The sequence below is a fragment of the Microbacterium sp. C5A9 genome, from assembly GCF_022627955.1.
Classification (GTDB): Bacteria; Actinomycetota; Actinomycetes; order Actinomycetales; family Microbacteriaceae; genus Microbacterium.
The window spans coordinates 656495-675184 of sequence record NZ_JABXGD010000001.1 but is presented as its reverse complement, the minus strand read 5'-3'; the positions used below and the strand labels follow the sequence as shown (position 1 = coordinate 675184).

Below are 18690 nucleotides of genomic sequence, written 5' to 3'. Positions count from 1 at the left end.
CTCGGACGTCAGCCGCGGAGCGCGAGCACGAACGGAAGCACCTCCGTGGCGCCGGCCTGACGCAGCGTGCGCGCGGCGACGGTGAGAGTCCACCGGCTGTCGGCCATGTCGTCGACGAGGAGCACAGGCCCCTCGGGGATGTCGAGGCCCTGCGCGCTGAACCGATCCCACAGCCCCGCGAGACGGAAGACGCTGTTGCCACCGGGCTGCCCCGACGGGCCGCCGTTCACCGGATCGAGCGCGCCGAGGTGCGGCAGTCGACCGATCTCGGCGATGCCGCGAGCGAGTGAGTCGACGAGCAGCGGATGCGACCGCGACGGCATCGCGACCACGGCGACCGGGCGCTCGTCCCACTTCCAGCCGGCGAGCACACGAACGCAGCCGCCGAGCACCTGAGGAGTCACCGCGGTGTCCGGCGCCCCTGCCGCGAAGAGATCGCGCAGAGTGCCGCCCCAGCCCAGGTCGGTCAGTCGGGCGAGAGCGCGCCCCTCTCCTGCCTGCTCCCCCGGCGCGATGCGCCCCTTGACCGGCACGTCGAGTCTGTCGGCACCGGTCGGCCAGGCCTTGCGCGGCTCGACCGGGACACCGACGCGATCGAGCGACTCCGCCGCCTGCGTGGTCGCGGACTCTCCGATCTCGCGAGGGAACCAGACTCCCGCGCAGTTGTCGCATCGGCCACAGGGCGCCGCCGTGGCGTCGTCGAGGGAGCGCTGGAGGAACTCCATGCGGCATCCGTCGGTCTGCTCGTAATCGATCATGTGCTGCTGCTCGGCGCGGCGCTCCGCCGCGATGCGCTCATAGCGCTCGGCGTCGTACGTCCACGGCTGTCCGGTCGCGACCCACCCGCCCTGCACCCGGCGCACCGCTCCGTCGACGTCGAGCACCTTGAGCAGCAGCTCGAGCGGCGTGCGGCGGATGTCGACCATCGCCTCGAGCGCCGGTGTCGAGATCGGCTGATCCCCGAGCGCCCCGATGACACGCTCGGCGCGCTCGCGGTCGGGCATCGACGCGGTGGCGAAGTAGTGCCAGATGTCTCGATCCTCGACGCCAGGCAGCAGCAGCACGTCGGCACTCTCGCTCGCACGACCGGCACGACCGACCTGCTGGTAGTAGGCCACGGGCGATGAGGGCGCGCCGAGGTGCAGCACGAAGCCGAGATCGGGCTTGTCGAATCCCATGCCCAGGGCGCTGGTCGCGACGAGCGCCTTGACCTCGTTGCGCTTCAGCATCCCCTCGGACTCGGCGCGCTCGTCGGTGTCGGTCTGCCCCGTGTAGGCACGCACCTCGTGGCCGTGTTCGCGCAGCAGGCGTGCGGTGTCTACCGCGGCGGCGACGGTGAGCGTGTAGATGATGCCGGCGCCGGGGAGGTCGTCGATGTGACTCAGCAACCACGCCAACCGGCTCGCGGAATCACGGAGCCGCAGCACTCCGAGTCGCAGCGAGGTGCGAGCGAGCGGGCCGCGGATCGTGAGCACCTCGGGCTGGTCACCCGAGGCCTCCGCGCCGCCTGTCCCGAGCTGCTCCGCGACATCCGCCACCACTCTGCTGTTCGCTGTCGCCGTGGTGGCGAGCACCGGCACCTGAGGCGGCATCTGCTCGATCAGATCGCGCAGCCGTCGGTAGTCGGGGCGGAAGTCATGCCCCCAGTCGCTGATGCAGTGCGCCTCGTCGACCACCAGCATTCCGATCCGTCGCACGAGCGCCGGCAGCTGCTGCTCGCGGAACGCAGGATTGTTGAGTCGCTCGGGCGACACGAGCAGCACGTCGACCTCGTCTCGGTCGAGCTGCTCCATCACCTCGGACCACTCATGCGCGTTCGTCGAGTTGATCGCGACCGCGCGCACGCCCGCGCGCTCGGCTGCGGCGATCTGGTCGCGCATCAGCGCGAGAAGCGGCGAGACGAGCACGGTGGGGCCAGCGCCCTGCCGTCGCAGCAGCAGCGTCGCGACGAAGTACACGGCCGACTTGCCCCACCCGGTGCGCTGCACGACGAGCGCGCGACGCCGCCCCTCGACGAGGGCCTCGATGGCCTCGTACTGGCCGTCGTGGAAGTCGGCATCAGGACGACCGACCAGCTCGCGGAGCGCCGAGAGCGCAGCGGTGCGGGTGTCGACAGCGGCGGGGGAAGTCATGCCTCCACTCTGCCCCAGGCCGCCGACACACGGGAGCCGTTCATCCACAGGCGGAACGCCGCCCCGCGCCCCGATCACGTCGTCTAGCGTGGAGAGATGATCACCCGAGAACTGGCCGTATCCCTGCGCGACGCCGGACTCGCGTGGCATCCGGCCGAGGGCGACCGCTTCCAGCTCGACCTGCCCGACGAGGTCGAGCTCGAAGCCGAGGCCGATGTGTTCACGGTGAGTGGGATGACGATCGAAGCGCGGCAGACGCCGAGCGGCACGGACCTCGCGTTCAACGGCACGACCGAATGGGCTCTCGATGCCGTCACGCTCGCCGACGCGGTCTGGCTCCCGCGGGAAGACCAGCTGCGCGAGCTGCTGCGAGGCACGTTCCGCGCGCTCACACGTCTGCCCGACGCGTTCGTCGTCGAGGTCGAGATCGCCGGAGAGACCCTGCGATTCGAGCATCCCGACCCCTCTGAGGCGTACGGGCGGGCCCTTCTCGACCTCGTCTCCCGGTCGCGCTGAGCCGCTCGCCTTGCGCACCGCGGACCGCCGTGTCAGAATTACCTAACGACCGGTCAGTAAAGAGGATCGGACACTGAGGAGTCGATGATGACCAGCCCCGCAGATCTCTCCGTCGTCGATGGCGAGCCCGCCGACGACCAGCTCTCCGACGACGAGCGACTGTTCGATGAGCTGATCGCGAACGAGCAGCGCATCGAGCCCCGCGACTGGATGCCCGACGCGTACCGCAAGACGCTGATCCGTCAGATCTCTCAGCACGCGCACTCCGAGATCATCGGCATGCAGCCGGAGGGCAACTGGATCACCCGGGCGCCGAGCCTCAAGCGCAAGGCGATCCTGATGGCCAAGGTGCAGGACGAAGCGGGGCACGGGCTCTACCTGTACTCCGCGGCGCAGACCCTCGGGATCACGCGTGACGAGATGATGGACCAGCTCATCAGCGGCAAGGCCAAATACTCGTCGATCTTCAACTACCCCACGCCCACCTGGGCAGACATGGGCGCGATCGGATGGCTCGTCGACGGTGCCGCGATCTGCAACCAGGTGCCGCTGTGCCGGGCCTCGTACGGGCCATATGGCCGCGCGATGGTGCGCGTCTGCAAGGAGGAGTCGTTCCACCAGCGCCAGGGATTCGAGATCCTGCTCTCGCTGATGCAGGGCACCGACGAGCAGAAGCAGATGGCACAGGATGCCGTGAACCGCTGGTACTGGCCGAGCCTGGCGATGTTCGGGCCGCCGGATGACCAGTCCCCCAACTCCGCCCAGTCGATGAAGTGGAAGATCAAGCGCTTCACCAACGACGAGCTGCGCCAGCGCTTCGTCGGGATGCTCGTGCCGCAGGCCGAGATCCTGGGCGTCACGCTCCCCGACCCCGATCTGCGCGTCGACGAGGAGACCGGGCAGTATGTGATCGGCGAGATCGACTGGGACGAGTTCTTCGAGGTCCTACGGGGCAACGGCCCGTGCAACGCCGAGCGCCTCGAGCGCCGCCGCACGGCGCACGAGGACGGCGCCTGGGTGCGCGAGGCCGCGGCCGAGTACGCCCGCAAGCAGGCGTCGAAGACGAAGGCGGCGGCGTGATGGCGACGCCCGGCGCCGATGAGCGCGAGCCCTGGCCCCTCTGGGAGGTCTTCGTCCGGGCGAACCGCGGCCTGAGCCATGTGCATGTCGGCTCTCTGCACGCTCCGGATGCCGAGATGGCGATCCGCAACGCCCGCGACCTCTACACGCGCCGGGGCGAGGGCGTGTCGATCTGGGCCGTGCCCGCCGACGCGATCACGACGAGCGACCCCGACGCCAAGGGCGCCTATTTCGAGAGCCCCGCCGGCAAGAACTATCGGCATGCCGTCTACTACACGGCTTCTGAAGGGGTGCCGCACCTGTGAACGACATCCACGCAGACCTGCACGGCGACCTGCACGGCGACGTCTCGGTCGACGAGCTGCGGCTGAGCGAGGAGCTCACCGGAACCGGCTCCGCCGCGGCATCCGCCGACATCGCCGAGTACGCGCTGTGGCTCGGCGACGACGCCCTGATCCTCTCGCAGCAGCTCGGCGAGTGGATCTCCCGCGCGCCGGAGCTCGAAGAGGACGTCGCGCTCGGCAACATCGCGCTCGACCTGCTCGGCCATGCGCGCTCGTTCCTGCACTTCGCGGGCTCGTACGACGGGCGCTCCGAAGATGATCTGGCGTACTTCCGCGATGAGCCGGAGTTCCGCAGCGCCTGGATCGTCGAGCAGCCCAACGGCGACTTCGCGCAGACGATCGCGCGGCAGTTCGTCGTGTCGACCTTCATGTTCGAGCTCTACTCCGCGCTGCGAGCGAGCACCGACGAGACCTTCGCGGCGATCGCCGAGAAGTCGCTCAAAGAGGTCGACTACCACCGCGACCACGCGGTGCAGTGGGTGCTGCGCCTCGCCGGCGGCACCGACGAGTCGCGTCGGCGGATCATCCGCGCGCTCGGCGATGTCTGGCCGTATGTCGATGAGCTCTTCCGCGACGAGCCGCTGATCGACCGCCTCGGCGACGTCGCCGTCCGGCCCTCGACACTGCGAGCGGGGTTCGATGCCGTCGTGAAGACCGTGTTCGCGGAGGCGGAGCTGACCACACCCGACGTCCGAGCCTCGTCCGCCGGCGGCCGACGCGGCGCGCATGCGGCTCCGCTCGGTCACCTGCTCGCCGAGATGCAGGTGCTCGCCAGACGGCACCCGGGAGCATCATGGTGATCACGAACTCGCAGACCCGCGCCTGGGCCATCGCCGCGGCTGTGGCCGACCCCGAGGTGCCCGTGCTCACGATCGAGGACCTCGGCGTGCTCCGCACGGTCGCGGTGGACGGCGACACGGTCACGGTCGAGATCACCCCGACGTACAGCGGATGCCCGGCGATGGACACGATCCGCGATGACGTCATCCTGGCCCTCACCGCGGCCGGATACGCGCGGGTCGACGTGCGCCTCGTGCTCTCCCCCGCCTGGACGACGGACTGGATGTCGGATGCCGGCAGACAGAAGCTGTCGCAGTACGGCATCGCACCTCCGAGCGGACGCGCGGCCGTCTCATCCGGCCCGATCCGCCTGGCCATCAGCGTGCGCTGCCCGCGGTGCGGATCCCTCGACACGCGCGAGGTCTCGCGCTTCGGCTCCACCTCGTGCAAGGCGCTGTTCGAATGCCGCGCCTGTCTCGAGCCCTTCGATCACTTCAAGGTGCACTGATGTCGCTGTTCGCCGTGTCCGGCCCCACGCCGGCGGTCACGCCGCGCCCCGCCGCGTCGACCTCGAAGAAGCGCGCCCGCTTCCACACCCTCGCCGTCGAGGAGGTCCGGCGGCTCACCGACGACTCCGTCGAGGTGACGTTCACCGTCCCCGCCGAGCTCGCCGACGACTACGACCACCTGCCCGGGCAGTACGTGGCGCTGCGGACGACTCTCGAGGGCACCGAGGTGCGCCGCTCGTACTCGCTGTGCCGCGCGCCCGAGCACCGCACGGATGCGCAGATCGCGGCGGGCATGCCGACGCGACTCAGCGTGGCCGTGAAGCGCGACGAGGGCGGGCTCTTCTCCACCTGGGCGCAGACGGGCCTGCACGCCGGATTCGAGATCGACGTGATGAGCCCGCAGGGGACGTTCACGTCGGGCCTCGACGACCTCGATCACCGCCATGTCGTCGGGATCGCCGCGGGCTCGGGGATCACCCCGCTGATGGCTCTCGCGCACACCGTGCTCACGCGCTCCGAGACGTCCCGCTTCACGCTCCTGTACACGAACCGGTCGACGCTCGACGTGATGTTCCTCGAGGATCTCGCCGATCTGAAGGACCGATATCCGACGCGCCTGACCCTGCACCACGTGCTCTCGCGCGAGCAGCGCACGGCCCCCGTGCTGTCGGGGCGCATCGACGACGAGAAGCTGCGCACCATCCTGGGCATGCTCATCGACCCGGCCGACGTCGACGAGTGGTTCCTGTGCGGACCGCTCTCGCTCGTCGACCTGTGCCGTGAGGTGCTCGCCGACGTGGGGGTGCCGCGGGAGCACATCCGTTTCGAGCTCTTCACGACCGGCGATGAGCCGGTGCGTGCGGCGCGTCCGGTCGAGGTGCGAGCGGGCGAGAAGACGATCCGCATCGAGGTGAACCTCGACGGCGTCTCCTCGACGGTCGAGAGCCCGGTCGACGCGCACGAGTCGGTGCTGAACGCGGCGCTGCGGGTGCGGCCCGATGCTCCGTTCGCGTGCGCCGGCGGTGTGTGCGGCACGTGTCGCGCCCGGGTCATCGAGGGCAGCGTCACCATGACCGAGAACTACGCGCTCGAACCCGACGAACTCGAGCGCGGCTACGTGCTGACCTGTCAGTCCCACCCGACGAGCGACCGTATCGTGGTCGACTACGACGTCTGAGGAGCATCCGATGATCGATCTCGCCATCGACGACGACGTCGCGACCGTCGTGCTCGACGCGCCCGCGAAGCGGAATTCGCTCGACGAGCAGGCCCTCCGCGATCTCGGTCATGCGTACGACGAGGCCGAGGCGGCCGGAGTGCGCGCGCTCGTGCTGCGGGGTGAGGGGCGAGCGTTCTGCGCGGGCCGCGACATCTCGGGCGTCGACCCGCGCGACGACGACGTGATCGGATACCTCGGCGGCCTCGTGACGCCGCTGCTGCAGCGGATGTCGCGCTTCCCCGCCCCGACCTTCGCGGTCGCGCACGGCGCCTGCCTGGGAGTCGGGCTGGGACTGCTCATCGCCACCGACGTCGTGTACGTCGCGGAATCGGCGAAGATCGGCTCGCCGTTCGCCGCGCTGGGTGCGACCCTCGACTCGGGCGGGCACGCCCTCTTCGTCGAGCGGCTCGGCGCGCACAAGACACTCGACCTCATCTACACCGGACGCCTGATGAGCGGCACGGAGGCGGTGGCGTCCGGGCTGTTCTCGCGGGTTCTCCCCGACGACGAGGTGGTGCAGACCACGACGGATGCCGCGGCCGCCGCCGCCCGCGGCGCCACCGCGGCCTTCCTCGCGAGCAAGCAGCTGGTCGCGAGGATCCGCGACGAGCGTCTCGCGCTGTGGGAGGCGGTCGACATCGAGAACGCCGCACAGGCCGCGCTCTGCGACACGGACGACTATCGCGAGGGCTTCGCGGCCTTCCAGCAGAAGAGGACGCCGGAGTTCCGCGGACGCTGAGTCCGCGCGCACCTACTGCGACGGGAAGGGCGGACGCAAGGCCGTCGCCGATGTCGGATGCCGGTGCGAGACTGCATGCATGTTGCTCTCGGAGCTCGTCTCCACCGCTGAAGAGGTCGCCGCCACCGCATCGCGCCTCGCCAAGATCGATGCACTCTCGCGGCTGCTGGCGCGCGCGGACGCGGACGACGTCCCCGCCCTCGTCGGGCTGCTCCTCGCGACACCGCGCCAGGGACGCCTGGGCGTGGGCTGGCGCGGGGTCTCCGCCCTCGAGGTGACGCATGCCGGGGAACCCTCGCTGTCGATCGGAGACGTCGACGCGGCGTTCGAGACGCTGGCCCGCACATCGGGATCGGGGTCGGCGACCGCGCGGAACGATCTCCTCTCCGGCCTCGCCTCCCGGGCGACCGCGCCGGAGTGGGACTTCCTGTCGCGCGCGATGCTGGGCGAGCTGCGCACGGGCGCTCTGGGCGGTGTGCTGCTCGACGCGATAGCCCGCGCCGCGGATCGCCCTGCGGCCTCCGTGCGACGAGCGGCGATGCTGTCGGGCGACCTCGGCGACACCGCCGTGATCGCCCTCACCGGCACCGCGTCCGAACTCGAGTCCGTCGGCCTGGTGGTCGGCCGTCCCGTGCTGCCGATGCTCGCCTCGACCGCGTCGACGCCGTCCGCCGCGCTCGAGGTCACCGGAATCGCATCGGTCGAGTACAAGCTCGACGGCGCGCGCATCCAGGTCCACCGCCACGGCGATGAGGTCGGCGTCTTCACCCGAAGCCTGGCCGACATCACGCACCGTGTGCCGGAGCTGGTCGAGATCGTGCGTTCGCTGCCTGCTCACGACCTGATCCTCGACGGCGAGACCCTGTCGCTCGACGAAGACGGCGGTCCTCGGCCCTTCCAGGAGACGATGTCGCGATTCGGCGCCGACGTCTCGCGCGATCTGGTGCTGCGCCCCTGGTTCTTCGATGTGCTTCACGTCGACGGGCGCGACCTGCTCGACGAGCCTCTCTCGACCCGCCTGGCAGAGCTCGAGCGCGTGGCCGGCGAGTGGCGCATGCCCGGCATCGTCACCGACGACCCCGCAGCCGCCGAACAGCTGTCCCGCGACGCACTGGCGGCGGGGCACGAGGGCGTGCTCGTCAAGGGGATCGACGCTCCGTACTCCGCCGGGCGGCGTGGCAAGTCCTGGGTCAAGGTCAAACCGGTGCTGACCTACGACCTGGTCGTGCTCGCGGCCGAGTGGGGGTCGGGGCGCCGGCAGGCGTGGCTGTCGAACCTCCATCTCGGCGCGCTCGACCCTGAGGGCGAGTTCGGCGAACCGGGCGGCTTCGTGATGGTCGGCAAGACCTTCAAGGGACTCACCGACGAGCTGCTGCGCTGGCAGACCGAGAGCTTTCCGCCGCTGGAGACACGGCGTACGCAGAGCACCGTGTTCCTGCGCCCCGAGTTCGTGGTCGAGATCGCCATCGACGGCGTGCAGAAGTCACCCCGCTACCCCGGCGGCATCGCGCTGCGGTTCGCCCGGGTGAAGGGATACCGCCCCGACAAGACCCCGTCGGGTGCCGACACGATCCAGACCCTGCGATCGCTGCTGCGCGGCTGAGGCCAGGTCAGGCGCTGGGTGCGAGCCCGAGATCCTCTTCGCGCACGGTGCCCTGGAACGACCACGGGAAGTTGATCCAGAGGTCGGTGTCCTTCCACGCGTAGTCGGGCTGGATGATCGTCGACGGCTTCGTGTAGATCGTGACGGAGCGCACATCGGCGCCCTTGTCCTTCAGCAGCTGCACGGCCAGCGCGAGGGTGCGCCCCGAGTCGGCGACGTCGTCGACGAGCAGCACCCGTCGGCCGTCGAGGTACGCCATGTCGAGCTCGGGCGGCAACACCTCGGGGGCATCGAGCACCGTGCCGATGCCGGTGTAGAACTCGACGTTGATCGCGCCGCAGTTCTTGGCACCGAGACCATAGGCGATCGCGCCGGCCGGCAGCAGCCCGCCGCGGGCGATCGCGACCACGACCTCCGGCACGAAGCCGCTGTCGAGGATGCGGCGCGCGAGATCTCGCGTCGCGGATCCGAAGCCGTCCCAGGTGAGCGTCTCGCGCTCGATCGAAGCATCCGTCATCGTCTCATTCTTCCCCACCGGCGAGTCTCACCCGACCATGATCCCGGTTCATCCCAGCCGCGTGACCTCGACCGAGACGAACAGCTCGGATGCACTCGGGCCGGCGTACACGCCGCGCAACGGAGCGACATCGGCATAGTCGCGCCCGTGCCCGACGTAGACGTGCGACTCCCCCACCTCGACCAGGTTGGTCGGATCGTAGCCGCGCCATTCGCCGGAGTACCACTCCACCCAGGCGTGCGACTCCCCCGTCACCGACTGCCCGATCGCGGCCGTCGGGTCGGGGTGCAGGTAGCCCGACACGTAGCGCGCGGGGATCCCCGCCGCCCGCAGCACGCCGAGCGCGACGTGCGCGATGTCCTGGCAGACGCCAGACCGCGCGGGCCACGCATCGCGCGCCGTGGAGCTCACCCCGGTCACGCCGCTGCGATACTCCATCGCCTCCCCGACCGTCCGGCAGATCTCGAAGGCCGTCTCGTCGACCCCGCCGCCCTCGGCCTCGATCCGCAGCGCGAGCTCGTGCATCTCCTCGTCCGGCGCGGTCGCGGGTGTCTGCGTCACGCATTCGGCGAGGCTGAGCGACTGCCCGATCCGCGCGGCGAGCTCATCCCAGTCGATCCCGGGGCCCGCATGCGGCAGCGGCCTGACGTCGACGACGCTGGTCGCCGTCACCGAGAGCTCCTGATGAGGTGTGAGCACCTCGAACGTCGAGACCCGCGTGTCCCAGTAGTCCGCATACGAATGCTGCGTCGCGGTCGGCGAGATGTCGAGCGTCGCCTGCAGCACGAACTGTCCCTCACGCGAGTGCGGCAGCATCCGCGCCTCGTTGTACGACGCCGTCGCCGGCTGCTCGTAGCGGAAACCCGTGCGGTGCACGATCCGGAGCCGGCTCACAGCGCCTCTCCGATCCACACCGGCATCGCGATCGACGGGAAGTAGCGTTCCCTGATCGCGTCGCTCGCCATCGACATCCCCACCTGGACCTCCTCCATGCTCTCCGACAGCCGATGCACGGTGTCGCCGATCGGTCGGTACTCGAGCTCCGACCTCATGCGACCCAGCACCCGGTGGGCGCGATCCGGGGTACCGAAGGCGCCGGCCGGATCGATCCCGCGCAGACACTCCTCGGCCTGCAGGATGCTCGAGAGCACCGACCGGGGAAACAGCCGATCCACGAGCAGGAACTCCACGGCCGAGGCTCCGGTCGGCACGGCCCGGTGACTGCGCAGATGGGCTTCGTACGCTCCGCAGCTGCGCAGGAGCGTCGTCCAGCTCGGGCCCCCGGCCTCGGTCAGCGACCGTGTCGCCAGCAGGCGGGCGGTCATGTCGGCGCGCTCGATCGATCGGCCGAGCACGAAGAAGTGCCACGCCTCGTCTCTGCTCGTCGACGAGTCCACGACCCCGAAGGCGAGCGCCGACCGGTCGCGCACCCAGCGGAAGAACGGGTGCGTCTTGTCCGAGGCGATGCGTCGCGGCATCCGCGCGTTGGATTCGTTGAGCGTCTCCCAGAGATCCGTCGAGATGATCTCGCGCGCGCGGCGCGCGTTCTCCCTCGCGGAGGCGATCGAGTGGGCGATCGAGGCGGAATGCTCGCGGTCGAGGGCGAGCAGGCGCACCACGTCGTCGCGACTCAGCACCGCGTCGTCGTCGGCGGTCGTGCCCATGACCGACAGGAGCGCCCGACAGGCGGTGTCCTCCTCGACCCAGGGATCCTCGAGCAGCAGCTGCAGATGCACGTCGAGGATGCGCGCGGTGCCGTCCGCCCGCTCGACGTAGCGACCGATCCAGAACAGCGCCTCGGCGATACGGCTCAGCATGTCGCACCTCCGCGCTCGTCCTGCCGCTGCTGCCGTTGTTGTTGCTGCTGCTGTTGCTGCTGGTGGTGACGCAGCTCGAGGTCCTCGTCCTGCGGCGATGAGAGGAAGGGCTGATGCGGCTCCTCGCGCGGCGTCGACACGATCGCGATCGCTCCGGTCGCGATCGACACCTCGTCGGCCGCCGGATCGGGCTCGCCGGTCACGGTCGTGGTGGGCCCGGTGAACAGCGACGGGTCCAGCACCCAGGTGTCCTTCGACCCGCCGCCCTGACTCGAGTTCACGACCAACTGACCCTCGGGCAGCGCGACCCTGGTGAGCCCACCCGGCAGCACCCAGATGTCCTGCCCGTCGTTGACCGCGAAGGGCCGCAGGTCGACGTGCCGAGGGCGGAACCCGTCTTCGACGAGCGTGGGAATCGTCGAGAGCTGCACGACCGGCTGCGCGATCCATCCCCGCGGGTCCGCGAGCAGAGTCTTGCGGAGCTCCTCCAGCGTCTCGCGTGACGCATCGGGCCCCACGACGAGTCCTTTGCCGCCCGAGCCGTCGACGGGCTTCACGACGAGCTCGTCGAGCCGATCGAGGACCTCCTCGAGCGCGTTCGGCTCTTCGAGGCGCCAGGTGTCGACGTTCGGGAGCACCGGCTCCTCCCCCAGGTAGTAGCGGATGAGGTCGGGCACGTACGTGTACACGAGCTTGTCGTCGGCGACGCCGTTGCCGACCGCGTTGGCCAGGGTGACGTTCCCGAGCCGGGCGGCGAGCATCAACCCGGGGGCGCCGAGCACCGAGTCCGGACGGAACTGCTGCGGATCGAGGAACTCGTCGTCGACCCTCCGGTAGATCACGTCGACCCGCGTGGGGCCGGCGGTCGTGTGCATCCACACCCGCCCGCCGGAGCAGAACAGGTCGCGCCCCTCGACCAGCTCGATCCCCATCATGCGCGCCAGCAGGGTGTGCTCGTAATACGCCGAGTTGTGCACGCCGGGCGTGAGCACGACGACCGTCGGGTCGTCGACGCCCGCGGGCGCCGCCGCACGCAGGGCCTGCAGCAGTCGCCCCGGGTAGTCGACGACGGGCCGCACGCGCAGGCTCGTGAACAGCTCGGGCAGGGTCTGCGCCATCACCCGACGATTCGCGAGCACGTAGCTGACGCCGCTCGGCACGCGCACGTTGTCTTCGAGAACCCGCCACGCTCCCGCCTCATCGCGGATGACATCGATGCCGGCGACATGGATGCGGACGCCGTTCGCCCCCACGATCCCCGCCGCCTGACGGTGGAAGTGCGACGACGAGCTGATCAGCGACGCGGGGATCACCCCGTCCTGCACGGCGAGCTGCGGACCGTACACGTCGGCCAGAAAGGCCTCCAACGCGCGGACGCGCTGCTTCACCCCGGACTCGACGTAGGCCCAGTCGTCGGCCGCGAGCACACGCGGCACCACGTCCAGCGGGAAGGGGCGCTCTTCGCCGGCGAAGTCGAAGGTCACGCCCTGCGCCAGATACGAGCTCGCGAGAGCATCCGTGCGCGCCCGGAGCTCCGCATCGTCCATTCCGGCGAGCGCGGGGTACATGTCCCGGTACGGGAGGCGGACGCCCTCGCCTCCGGGAGCCGCGTCTGCGGGGAACATCTCGTCCCACGGAGCAGCACCCGCCCGCCGGGGTGATCGACGCGAGGTGTATCCGTTGAACAGCGACTCCATGTCCGCATGTTTCCCTGTCACCGTTTCGGCGGTGTTACGTGCGCGAGACGGAGCCGCGACGGCCACCGCGGCGGTAGGATCGACTCGTCCGGCGCTCACTGCCGCCGGTGCCTGAAAAAGAGGCACGAAGCACCCCACGACGAGGCGGGGCGAGACACATACGGAATCGCACGTTCTCCGTCCCTGTCTCGAGAGGCTTTCGCATGCCCACCGTCTCCGCGCACGTCGCGCTCACCCTCGCCCAGCACATCGACGCCGTCTTCGGCGTGATGGGCAACGGCAACGCCTACTTCCTCGACGCGATCGAGACTCAGACGGATGCGGTCTTCACCGCCGTGCGCCATGAGCAGGGCGCGGTCGTCGCGGCCGACGCGCACTTCCGGGCATCCGGACGCATCGCCGCCGGCACCTCGACGTACGGCGCGGGCTTCACCAACACGCTCACGGCTCTCGCCGAGGCCGTGCAGGCGCACGTGCCGCTCGTGCTCGTGGTGGGCGACGAGCCGACCTCGGGACCTCGCCCGTGGGACGTCGACCAGATCGCCCTCGCCTCCGCCGTCGGCGCCCGCACCTATACCGTCGGTCGCGCCGATGCCGCCGCGACCACCGTGATCGCGATCGAGCACGCGCTGACCTACCGCGTGCCCGTCGTGCTGGCCATCCCCTACGACGTGGCGTCGCTCGACGCGGGGGCGGTGCCCGAGGCGCCGATGCCGCGCCTTCCCGCGCCGCTCGCTCTCCGCGGCGAGTTCGTCGAGGGCACGCTGGATGAGATCGCCGCGGCGCTGGCCGGAGCATCCCGCCCGGTCCTTCTCGCCGGTCGCGGCGCCTGGCTGGCCGGCGCCGGTGACGCACTCGGCGAGCTCGCCCGCCTGACCGGAGCCCTGACCGCGTCGTCCGCGCTCGGCCGCGGAGTCTTCCCCGATGCCCGGTACGACCTCGGTGTCGCGGGCGGCTTCGGCGCCGACGGCGCCATGGAACTGATCCGCACCGCCGACGTCGCGGTCGTCTTCGGCGCCTCGCTCAACCAGTTCACGATGCGGTTCGGCGAGCTGTTCGCCCCGGGCACGCGCGTGTTCCAGATCGACATCGCTCCGGCGGCGACCCACCCCCATGTCGGCGGCTTCGTCCGCGCGGACGCTCGCCTCGCCGCCGAGGAGCTCGTCGCGCGGGTCGGCTCCGCGCCATCGTCGGCGCCCTGGCGCGAATCCGTCGACGTCGCGGCCGCACGCGTGTACGAGTCCGGCGACGACCTCGCCCCCGACGGTCGTCTCGATCCCCGTTCGGCCGCACGGCGCATCGCCGAGCTCCTGCCGAGCGATCGCGTCGTCGTCTCGGACGGCGGGCACTTCATCGGCTGGGCGAACATGTACTGGCCGGTCGAGGCTCCCGACAGGATGATGATGGTCGGCACCGCGTTCCAGTCGATCGGACAGGGCTGGCCGAGCGTGGTCGGCGCGGCTCTCGCCCGCCGCGACTCCACCGTCGTGCTGACCTCGGGTGACGGCGGCGGGCTCATGGCGATCGCCGACCTCGAATCCGCCGTCCGGGCCGCGCAGGGCCGAGGTATCGCCGTGATCTGGAACGACGCCGCCTACGGTGCCGAGGTCAACCTCTACGGCCTGAAGGGCCTCGCGGAGGGCCCGATGCGGATCCCGGAGGTCGACTTCGCCGCGTTCGGCGCCGCCGTCGGCGCGGAGGGCGTCGTCGTGAAGACCCTCGCCGACCTGGATCGACTGGCCAGCTGGGCGCACGAGGATGCCTCGACACGGCGTTTCCTGCTGCTCGACCTGCGCATCTCGGGCGACGTCATCGCGCCGTACCAGCAGGAGATCATCCGGGTGAACTCGTGACTCCTCGCGCTCGGTAGGCTCCTCGTCATGACGGAACTCCCCGGTGTCCTGCGCTACAGCGCCTTCGCAGCGACCTCCGAGGGCGGGAACCCCGCGGGGGTCGTGCTCGACGCGGGCGGCATGAGCGACGAGCAGATGCAGCGCATCGCGGCGGAGGTCGGATACTCCGAGACCGCGTTCCTCGTCGGGCGGGCGGCGGATGCCTCGGTCCCGCGCCACCGGGTGCGCTACTGGTCGCCGGCGGCGGAGGTGCCGTTCTGCGGCCACGCGACAGTGGCCGCGGCTGTCGCCCTGGCCGAGCGCGACGGGCCTGGCGAGGTGGTCTTCGACACGGATGCGGGTGCTGTGGCGCTCCGCTCCGCGATCGACGACGACGGACGGCTCGCCGTGTCGTTCACGAGCGTCGAACCTCGGGTCCGCGATCTCGACGTCCCGGTTCTCGAACGACTGCTCGCCCTCCTGGGCATCGCCCGCGCCGATCTCGACGAGCGCCTCCCGGTGAAGGAGGCGTTCGCCGGCAACTGGCATCCGATCATCGTCATCCGAGACCGCGAGGTGTTCGACCAGTTCCGCTTCTTCCCCGCAGATGTCGCCGCCCTCATGCGCGAGCAGGGCTGGGCGGGCACGGTCACGGTGCTGCACGAGGTCGGTGCTGCGGACTTCGACGCGCGGAACCTGTTCCCGGTCGGACGCATCACCGAGGACCCTGCCACGGGCTCGGCCGCGGCGGCCGTCGGCGCCTACCTTCGCGAGCAGGGCCATCCGGAGCGGACGGTCCGCATCCACCAGGGCGAACACGTGCGGCGACCGAGCCTGCTCACGGTGACGATCCCGGACTCCGGCGGCATCGTCGTCTCCGGCGGGGCGACGCGCATCGGCTGAGGAGTCGTCGGTCGGACGTGGGTTAGCCTTCCGAGATGCCAGCCATCCGCAACATCGCCGTCGGTCTGCCCGTGAAGGACGGGCATCTCCTCGCGCTCGAGGGTCATGATCACTCGCGTGGCCTCGACTTCCTGCGCGCCATCGGCGGGGGCATCGAGTTCGGCGAGACGGCGGCCGAAGCGCTGCGGCGGGAGTTCATGGAAGAGCTCGGCGTCACGCTCGAGACCGCGGAGCTCCTTGGCGTGTGGGAGAACATCTTCACGTACGAGGGCTCGCCCGGTCACGAGATCGCGCATGTGTTCGCCGTGTCGTCCGCAGCGCTCGATGCCGTGCCGCTCGACGCGGAGCTCCGCATCCTCGATGAGGGCAGCCCTGTTCGCTGGGTGCCCGTCGCCGACGTCGTGTCCGGCATCCGCGTGTTGTTCCCCGAAGGAGCGCCGGAAGGTCTGCGCGTGATCTCCGCGCGCTGAGCTCCGGCCTCCCGCGGCATCAGGCCTGCGTGCTGTAGTCCGGCAGCTCCTGAAGCGTCCAGGTGTTGCCGTCGGGGTCGTCGAACCAGACGAAGCGGCCCCAGCCCAGGTCTTCGACACCCTTCGTCGTCACGCCGACCGCCTCGAGCTGCGCCTTCGCCTCCTCGGCGTTCGGCACCACCACCTGGATCGTCTTCTGCTGACCGGGCTCGAGGGGAATCTCGAGTCCCGTGCCGAAGGCGATCGAGCAGGCAGAACCGGGCGGGGTCATCTGCACGAAACGCAGACCCTCATAGGGCACCTGATCGTGGTCGGGGGTGAATCCGATCTTCGTGTAGAACTCCTTCGAGCGGTCGACGTCGGTCACCGGCATGAAGATGAGCTCGATCTTCCAGGTCATCACGCACTCCTCGTTCGCGGGCATCGGCGCCCATCGGCCCTCAGGCTACGCGGAGCCTCCGACACCCGCCAGAGCCCTCTCCCCCGTTCGGCGCGTCTCTCCTGATCGGGGTCGCCGCGTCCCCGCGCTCGGGAGGAGAACCGCGTCTCGGGGAGGACGAATCTCACGGATCCCCCCTCCCGAGCGCGTGATCTCCTCCCGAACGGGCGAGCGATCCGCGCGGCCCTCAGGATGCCGGCAGCAGCGCCCCCTCGAGGAACGAGGCCAGGTCGTCCGTCGCCTCCAGCGGCAGGATCGCCGCGACGTACTGGTCGGGGCGCACCACGATCACGACGCCGTCCCGCGACAGCTCCCGCGCCTCGAAGATGTCGGTCTCGGTCCACTTCGACGGCCCTGCGGCATAGACCTTCTCCCAGTCGGTGAGCCCGAGCGGCCCGGTCTTCGGCTGGAACAGCGCAGGAGCCGAGGTGACCTCGACCTCTTCGTAGGGCTGCTGGTAGATCGCCTTCACGTCGAACACGGCATCCTCGTCGGCATCCGCCGGAGTGAAGCGCGCGAACACCGGAGCAGCCTGCTCGGCCCAGACATCGAGCGTCGCCCCGTCACGCCCGCCGAACGCGTACACGCGCCAACGACCGTCGGCCTTCGCGTGGTGGCCCAGGTGGATGACGTTGCCGTCGCCCACTCGCACGACCTCCGCCGACTTGAAGCGCTTGCCGAGGGGGAACCCCGCGGCGAGCGCCTGGTGCGCGTCGGTCCCCGTGATCATCGACGAGGTGTACTGCGTCATGAATCCAGAGGGGAACTCCGCCGTCGCCAGGTAGTACGTCGCCAGATCGGTGGGATCGGTGATCTCCGACGGCTTGCGCGCCATGAGCGACGACCACTCGCGATCGAAGTCGATGAGCTGCTGGGCGACCGGCCGCCGCTCGGCGCCGTAGGTCGCGAGCAGCGTCTCCGGCGACCGGCCGGTCAGCACGGATCCGAGCTTCCAGCCGAGGTTGAAGCCGTCCTGCATCGAGACGTTCATGCCCTGCCCGGCCTTGGCGCTGTGCGTATGGCAGGCGTCGCCCGTGAGGAACACCCGCGGTGTGCGGCCCGACCCGTCGCTCACATCGTCGAAGCCGTCGGTGACCCGGTGGCCGACCTCGTAGACGCTGTGCCAGGCGACCTCCTTCACGTCGAGCGTGTAGGGGCTGAGGATCGCGTTCGCCTTGCGGATGATTTCGTCGATCGGCGTCTGCCGCACGCGGTGGTCATCGTCCTCCGCGACCTCGCCGAGATCGATGTACATCCGGCTGAGGTAGCCGCCCTCGCGCGGGATGTGCAGGATGTTCCCCGCCTCGGAGTTGATGGCGCACTTGGTGCGCCAGTCGGGGAAGTCGGTGTTCACGAGCACGTCCATCACGCCCCAGGCGTGCGCCGCGCTCGCCCCCACGTGGGTGCGACCGATCGCCTGACGCACACCGCTGCGGGCACCGTCGCACCCGACGACGTATCTGGCGCGGATCGTCCGCTCCTGCCCTGCGCGCTCCCCGGCCGAGTACCGGACGGCGACCTCGACCGGGTACTCCCCGTCCTGCTGCACCGTGAGCCCGACGAACTCCACGCCGTAGTCGGGCGCGATGCGGCCGGGCCCGTGGGCGGCGGCCTCGGCGAAGTAGTCGAGGACGCGCGCCTGATTGACGATCAGATGCGGGAACTCGCAGATGTCGTACGCGTAGTCGGCCGTGCGCGAGGTGCGCACGATCTGACCCGGCCGCTCGGGATCGGGTCCCCAGAAGTTCATCCAGCCGATGTTGTACGCCTCGGCGATGATCCGCTCCGCGAAGCCGAACGCCTGGAAGGTCTCGACGCTGCGCGGTTGGATGCCGTCGGCCTGACCGAGCACGAGCCGCCCCTCGCGCTTCTCGATGATGCGCGTGGAGACGTCGGGGTACTGGGACAGCTGCGCGGCGAGCAGCATCCCGGCCGGGCCGGATCCGACGATGAGGACGTCGATCTCGTCGGGGAGGTCCGCGGGGCGATCCGCGCCGAGGCCGGCGGCATCCGTCACGCGCGGATCCCCCGAGACGTAACCGTGGTGGTGGAACTGCATCGTCGTCGATTCCTTCCGGGTGCTGACTGAGAGG

General features: G+C 70.2%; 18 protein-coding genes. 11 read left to right on the top strand and 7 right to left on the bottom strand.

Going from position 1 to position 18690, the window contains the following annotated elements; genetic code table 11:
• Window positions 1–8: 8 nt before the first annotated feature.
• Complete coding sequence (locus HWD99_RS03025; protein ID WP_241794763.1) at window positions 9–2132, bottom strand: RecQ family ATP-dependent DNA helicase; 2124 nt, start codon at window positions 2130–2132, stop codon at window positions 9–11.
• 96 nt (window positions 2133–2228) lie between these two features.
• On the opposite strand from HWD99_RS03025, the gene HWD99_RS03020 reads away from it, so the two are divergent.
• The 8 genes from HWD99_RS03020 to HWD99_RS02985 all read left to right on the top strand — a co-directional run bounded on the left by HWD99_RS03020 (window position 2229) and on the right by HWD99_RS02985 (window position 8922).
• On the top strand, window positions 2229–2648 hold the full coding sequence (locus HWD99_RS03020; RefSeq protein WP_241794762.1) for a pilus assembly protein CpaE: 420 nt from the start codon (window positions 2229–2231) through the stop codon (window positions 2646–2648).
• 84 nt (window positions 2649–2732) lie between these two features.
• Window positions 2733–3728, top strand: coding sequence for a 1,2-phenylacetyl-CoA epoxidase subunit PaaA (gene paaA / locus HWD99_RS03015; protein WP_241794761.1), 996 nt, complete (start codon window positions 2733–2735; stop codon window positions 3726–3728).
• Entirely contained in the window at window positions 3728–4033 is a 306-nt protein-coding gene (gene paaB, locus HWD99_RS03010; protein ID WP_136056072.1) for a 1,2-phenylacetyl-CoA epoxidase subunit PaaB, read from the top strand. Before paaA ends, paaB begins: the two co-directional genes overlap by 1 nt.
• Window positions 4030–4872 carry a 1,2-phenylacetyl-CoA epoxidase subunit PaaC gene (gene paaC / locus HWD99_RS03005; RefSeq protein ID WP_374205443.1) on the top strand — a complete coding sequence of 281 codons (843 nt, stop codon included), beginning with the start codon at window positions 4030–4032 and terminating at the stop codon, window positions 4870–4872. Before paaB ends, paaC begins: the two co-directional genes overlap by 4 nt.
• Window positions 4866–5360, top strand: a complete 495-nt coding sequence (gene paaD / locus HWD99_RS03000) for a 1,2-phenylacetyl-CoA epoxidase subunit PaaD (RefSeq protein WP_241794760.1) — start codon at window positions 4866–4868, stop codon at window positions 5358–5360. The genes paaC and paaD overlap by 7 nt, the downstream gene beginning before the upstream one ends.
• A complete protein-coding gene (paaE, locus tag HWD99_RS02995; protein ID WP_241794759.1) occupies window positions 5360–6538 on the top strand; it encodes a 1,2-phenylacetyl-CoA epoxidase subunit PaaE in 1179 nt (392 codons plus the stop codon). The genes paaD and paaE overlap by 1 nt, the downstream gene beginning before the upstream one ends.
• A 10-nt stretch (window positions 6539–6548) precedes the next feature.
• On the top strand, window positions 6549–7319 hold the full coding sequence (locus HWD99_RS02990; protein WP_241794758.1) for an enoyl-CoA hydratase/isomerase family protein: 771 nt from the start codon (window positions 6549–6551) through the stop codon (window positions 7317–7319).
• A gap of 79 nt (window positions 7320–7398) precedes the next feature.
• Window positions 7399–8922: an ATP-dependent DNA ligase gene (locus tag HWD99_RS02985; RefSeq protein ID WP_241794757.1), complete on the top strand. Its 1524-nt coding sequence runs from the start codon at window positions 7399–7401 to the stop codon at window positions 8920–8922.
• A gap of 7 nt (window positions 8923–8929) precedes the next feature.
• Here HWD99_RS02985 and HWD99_RS02980 read toward each other — a convergent pair whose 3' ends face one another.
• From HWD99_RS02980 to HWD99_RS02965, 4 genes are read right to left on the bottom strand one after another with little or no spacing between them, the layout of a single operon-like run.
• Window positions 8930–9439, bottom strand: a complete 510-nt coding sequence (locus HWD99_RS02980; protein ID WP_194765189.1) for a phosphoribosyltransferase — start codon at window positions 9437–9439, stop codon at window positions 8930–8932.
• Between the two features lie 48 nt (window positions 9440–9487).
• Window positions 9488–10333 carry a transglutaminase family protein gene (locus HWD99_RS02975; protein WP_241794756.1) on the bottom strand — a complete coding sequence of 282 codons (846 nt, stop codon included), beginning with the start codon at window positions 10331–10333 and terminating at the stop codon, window positions 9488–9490.
• Complete coding sequence (locus HWD99_RS02970; RefSeq protein WP_241794755.1) at window positions 10330–11256, bottom strand: alpha-E domain-containing protein; 927 nt, start codon at window positions 11254–11256, stop codon at window positions 10330–10332. The genes HWD99_RS02975 and HWD99_RS02970 overlap by 4 nt, the downstream gene beginning before the upstream one ends.
• Window positions 11250–12953: a circularly permuted type 2 ATP-grasp protein gene (locus tag HWD99_RS02965; protein WP_241794754.1), complete on the bottom strand. Its 1704-nt coding sequence runs from the start codon at window positions 12951–12953 to the stop codon at window positions 11250–11252. The genes HWD99_RS02970 and HWD99_RS02965 overlap by 7 nt, the downstream gene beginning before the upstream one ends.
• A 203-nt stretch (window positions 12954–13156) precedes the next feature.
• Here HWD99_RS02965 and HWD99_RS02960 point away from each other — a divergent pair, with 203 nt between their 5' ends.
• Genes HWD99_RS02960 through HWD99_RS02950 form a run of 3 tightly spaced genes read left to right on the top strand, consistent with a single transcriptional unit; the run spans window position 13157 to window position 16158 of the window.
• Window positions 13157–14806, top strand: coding sequence for a thiamine pyrophosphate-binding protein (locus HWD99_RS02960; protein WP_241794753.1), 1650 nt, complete (start codon window positions 13157–13159; stop codon window positions 14804–14806).
• 27 nt (window positions 14807–14833) lie between these two features.
• Entirely contained in the window at window positions 14834–15688 is an 855-nt protein-coding gene (locus HWD99_RS02955; protein WP_241794752.1) for a PhzF family phenazine biosynthesis protein, read from the top strand.
• A gap of 35 nt (window positions 15689–15723) precedes the next feature.
• Entirely contained in the window at window positions 15724–16158 is a 435-nt protein-coding gene (locus HWD99_RS02950; protein WP_241794751.1) for an NUDIX hydrolase, read from the top strand.
• A 19-nt stretch (window positions 16159–16177) separates the two neighbouring features.
• On the opposite strand, the gene HWD99_RS02945 is transcribed toward HWD99_RS02950, so the two are convergent.
• Both HWD99_RS02945 and HWD99_RS02940 read right to left on the bottom strand, forming a co-directional pair.
• Window positions 16178–16558 carry a VOC family protein gene (locus HWD99_RS02945; protein WP_241794750.1) on the bottom strand — a complete coding sequence of 127 codons (381 nt, stop codon included), beginning with the start codon at window positions 16556–16558 and terminating at the stop codon, window positions 16178–16180.
• Window positions 16559–16784: 226 nt separating this feature from the next.
• The gene (locus HWD99_RS02940) at window positions 16785–18656 is read right to left on the bottom strand and encodes an FAD-dependent monooxygenase (RefSeq protein ID WP_241794749.1); all 1872 of its coding nucleotides are present in this window, start codon (window positions 18654–18656) and stop codon (window positions 16785–16787) included.
• Window positions 18657–18690 lie beyond the last annotated feature (34 nt).

Bases quoted from the DNA above. Each gene is read 5' to 3' on its own strand.
- HWD99_RS02960 (WP_241794753.1), top strand. From the start codon at position 13,157: ATGCCCACCGTCTCCGCGCACGTCGCGCTCACCCTCGCCCAGCACATC.
- HWD99_RS02980 (WP_194765189.1), bottom strand. From the start codon at position 9,439: ATGACGGATGCTTCGATCGAGCGCGAGACGCTCACCTGGGACGGCTTC.
- HWD99_RS02970 (WP_241794755.1), bottom strand. From the start codon at position 11,256: ATGCTGAGCCGTATCGCCGAGGCGCTGTTCTGGATCGGTCGCTACGTC.
- paaD (WP_241794760.1), top strand. From the start codon at position 4,866: ATGGTGATCACGAACTCGCAGACCCGCGCCTGGGCCATCGCCGCGGCT.
- paaA (WP_241794761.1), top strand. From the start codon at position 2,733: ATGATGACCAGCCCCGCAGATCTCTCCGTCGTCGATGGCGAGCCCGCC.
- HWD99_RS02985 (WP_241794757.1), top strand. From the start codon at position 7,399: ATGTTGCTCTCGGAGCTCGTCTCCACCGCTGAAGAGGTCGCCGCCACC.
- HWD99_RS02990 (WP_241794758.1), top strand. From the start codon at position 6,549: ATGATCGATCTCGCCATCGACGACGACGTCGCGACCGTCGTGCTCGAC.
- HWD99_RS02955 (WP_241794752.1), top strand. From the start codon at position 14,834: ATGACGGAACTCCCCGGTGTCCTGCGCTACAGCGCCTTCGCAGCGACC.
- HWD99_RS03025 (WP_241794763.1), bottom strand. From the start codon at position 2,132: ATGACTTCCCCCGCCGCTGTCGACACCCGCACCGCTGCGCTCTCGGCG.
- HWD99_RS03020 (WP_241794762.1), top strand. From the start codon at position 2,229: ATGATCACCCGAGAACTGGCCGTATCCCTGCGCGACGCCGGACTCGCG.
- HWD99_RS02940 (WP_241794749.1), bottom strand. From the start codon at position 18,656: ATGCAGTTCCACCACCACGGTTACGTCTCGGGGGATCCGCGCGTGACG.
- HWD99_RS02945 (WP_241794750.1), bottom strand. From the start codon at position 16,558: ATGACCTGGAAGATCGAGCTCATCTTCATGCCGGTGACCGACGTCGAC.
- HWD99_RS02950 (WP_241794751.1), top strand. From the start codon at position 15,724: ATGCCAGCCATCCGCAACATCGCCGTCGGTCTGCCCGTGAAGGACGGG.
- paaB (WP_136056072.1), top strand. From the start codon at position 3,728: ATGGCGACGCCCGGCGCCGATGAGCGCGAGCCCTGGCCCCTCTGGGAG.
- HWD99_RS02965 (WP_241794754.1), bottom strand. From the start codon at position 12,953: ATGGAGTCGCTGTTCAACGGATACACCTCGCGTCGATCACCCCGGCGG.
- paaE (WP_241794759.1), top strand. From the start codon at position 5,360: ATGTCGCTGTTCGCCGTGTCCGGCCCCACGCCGGCGGTCACGCCGCGC.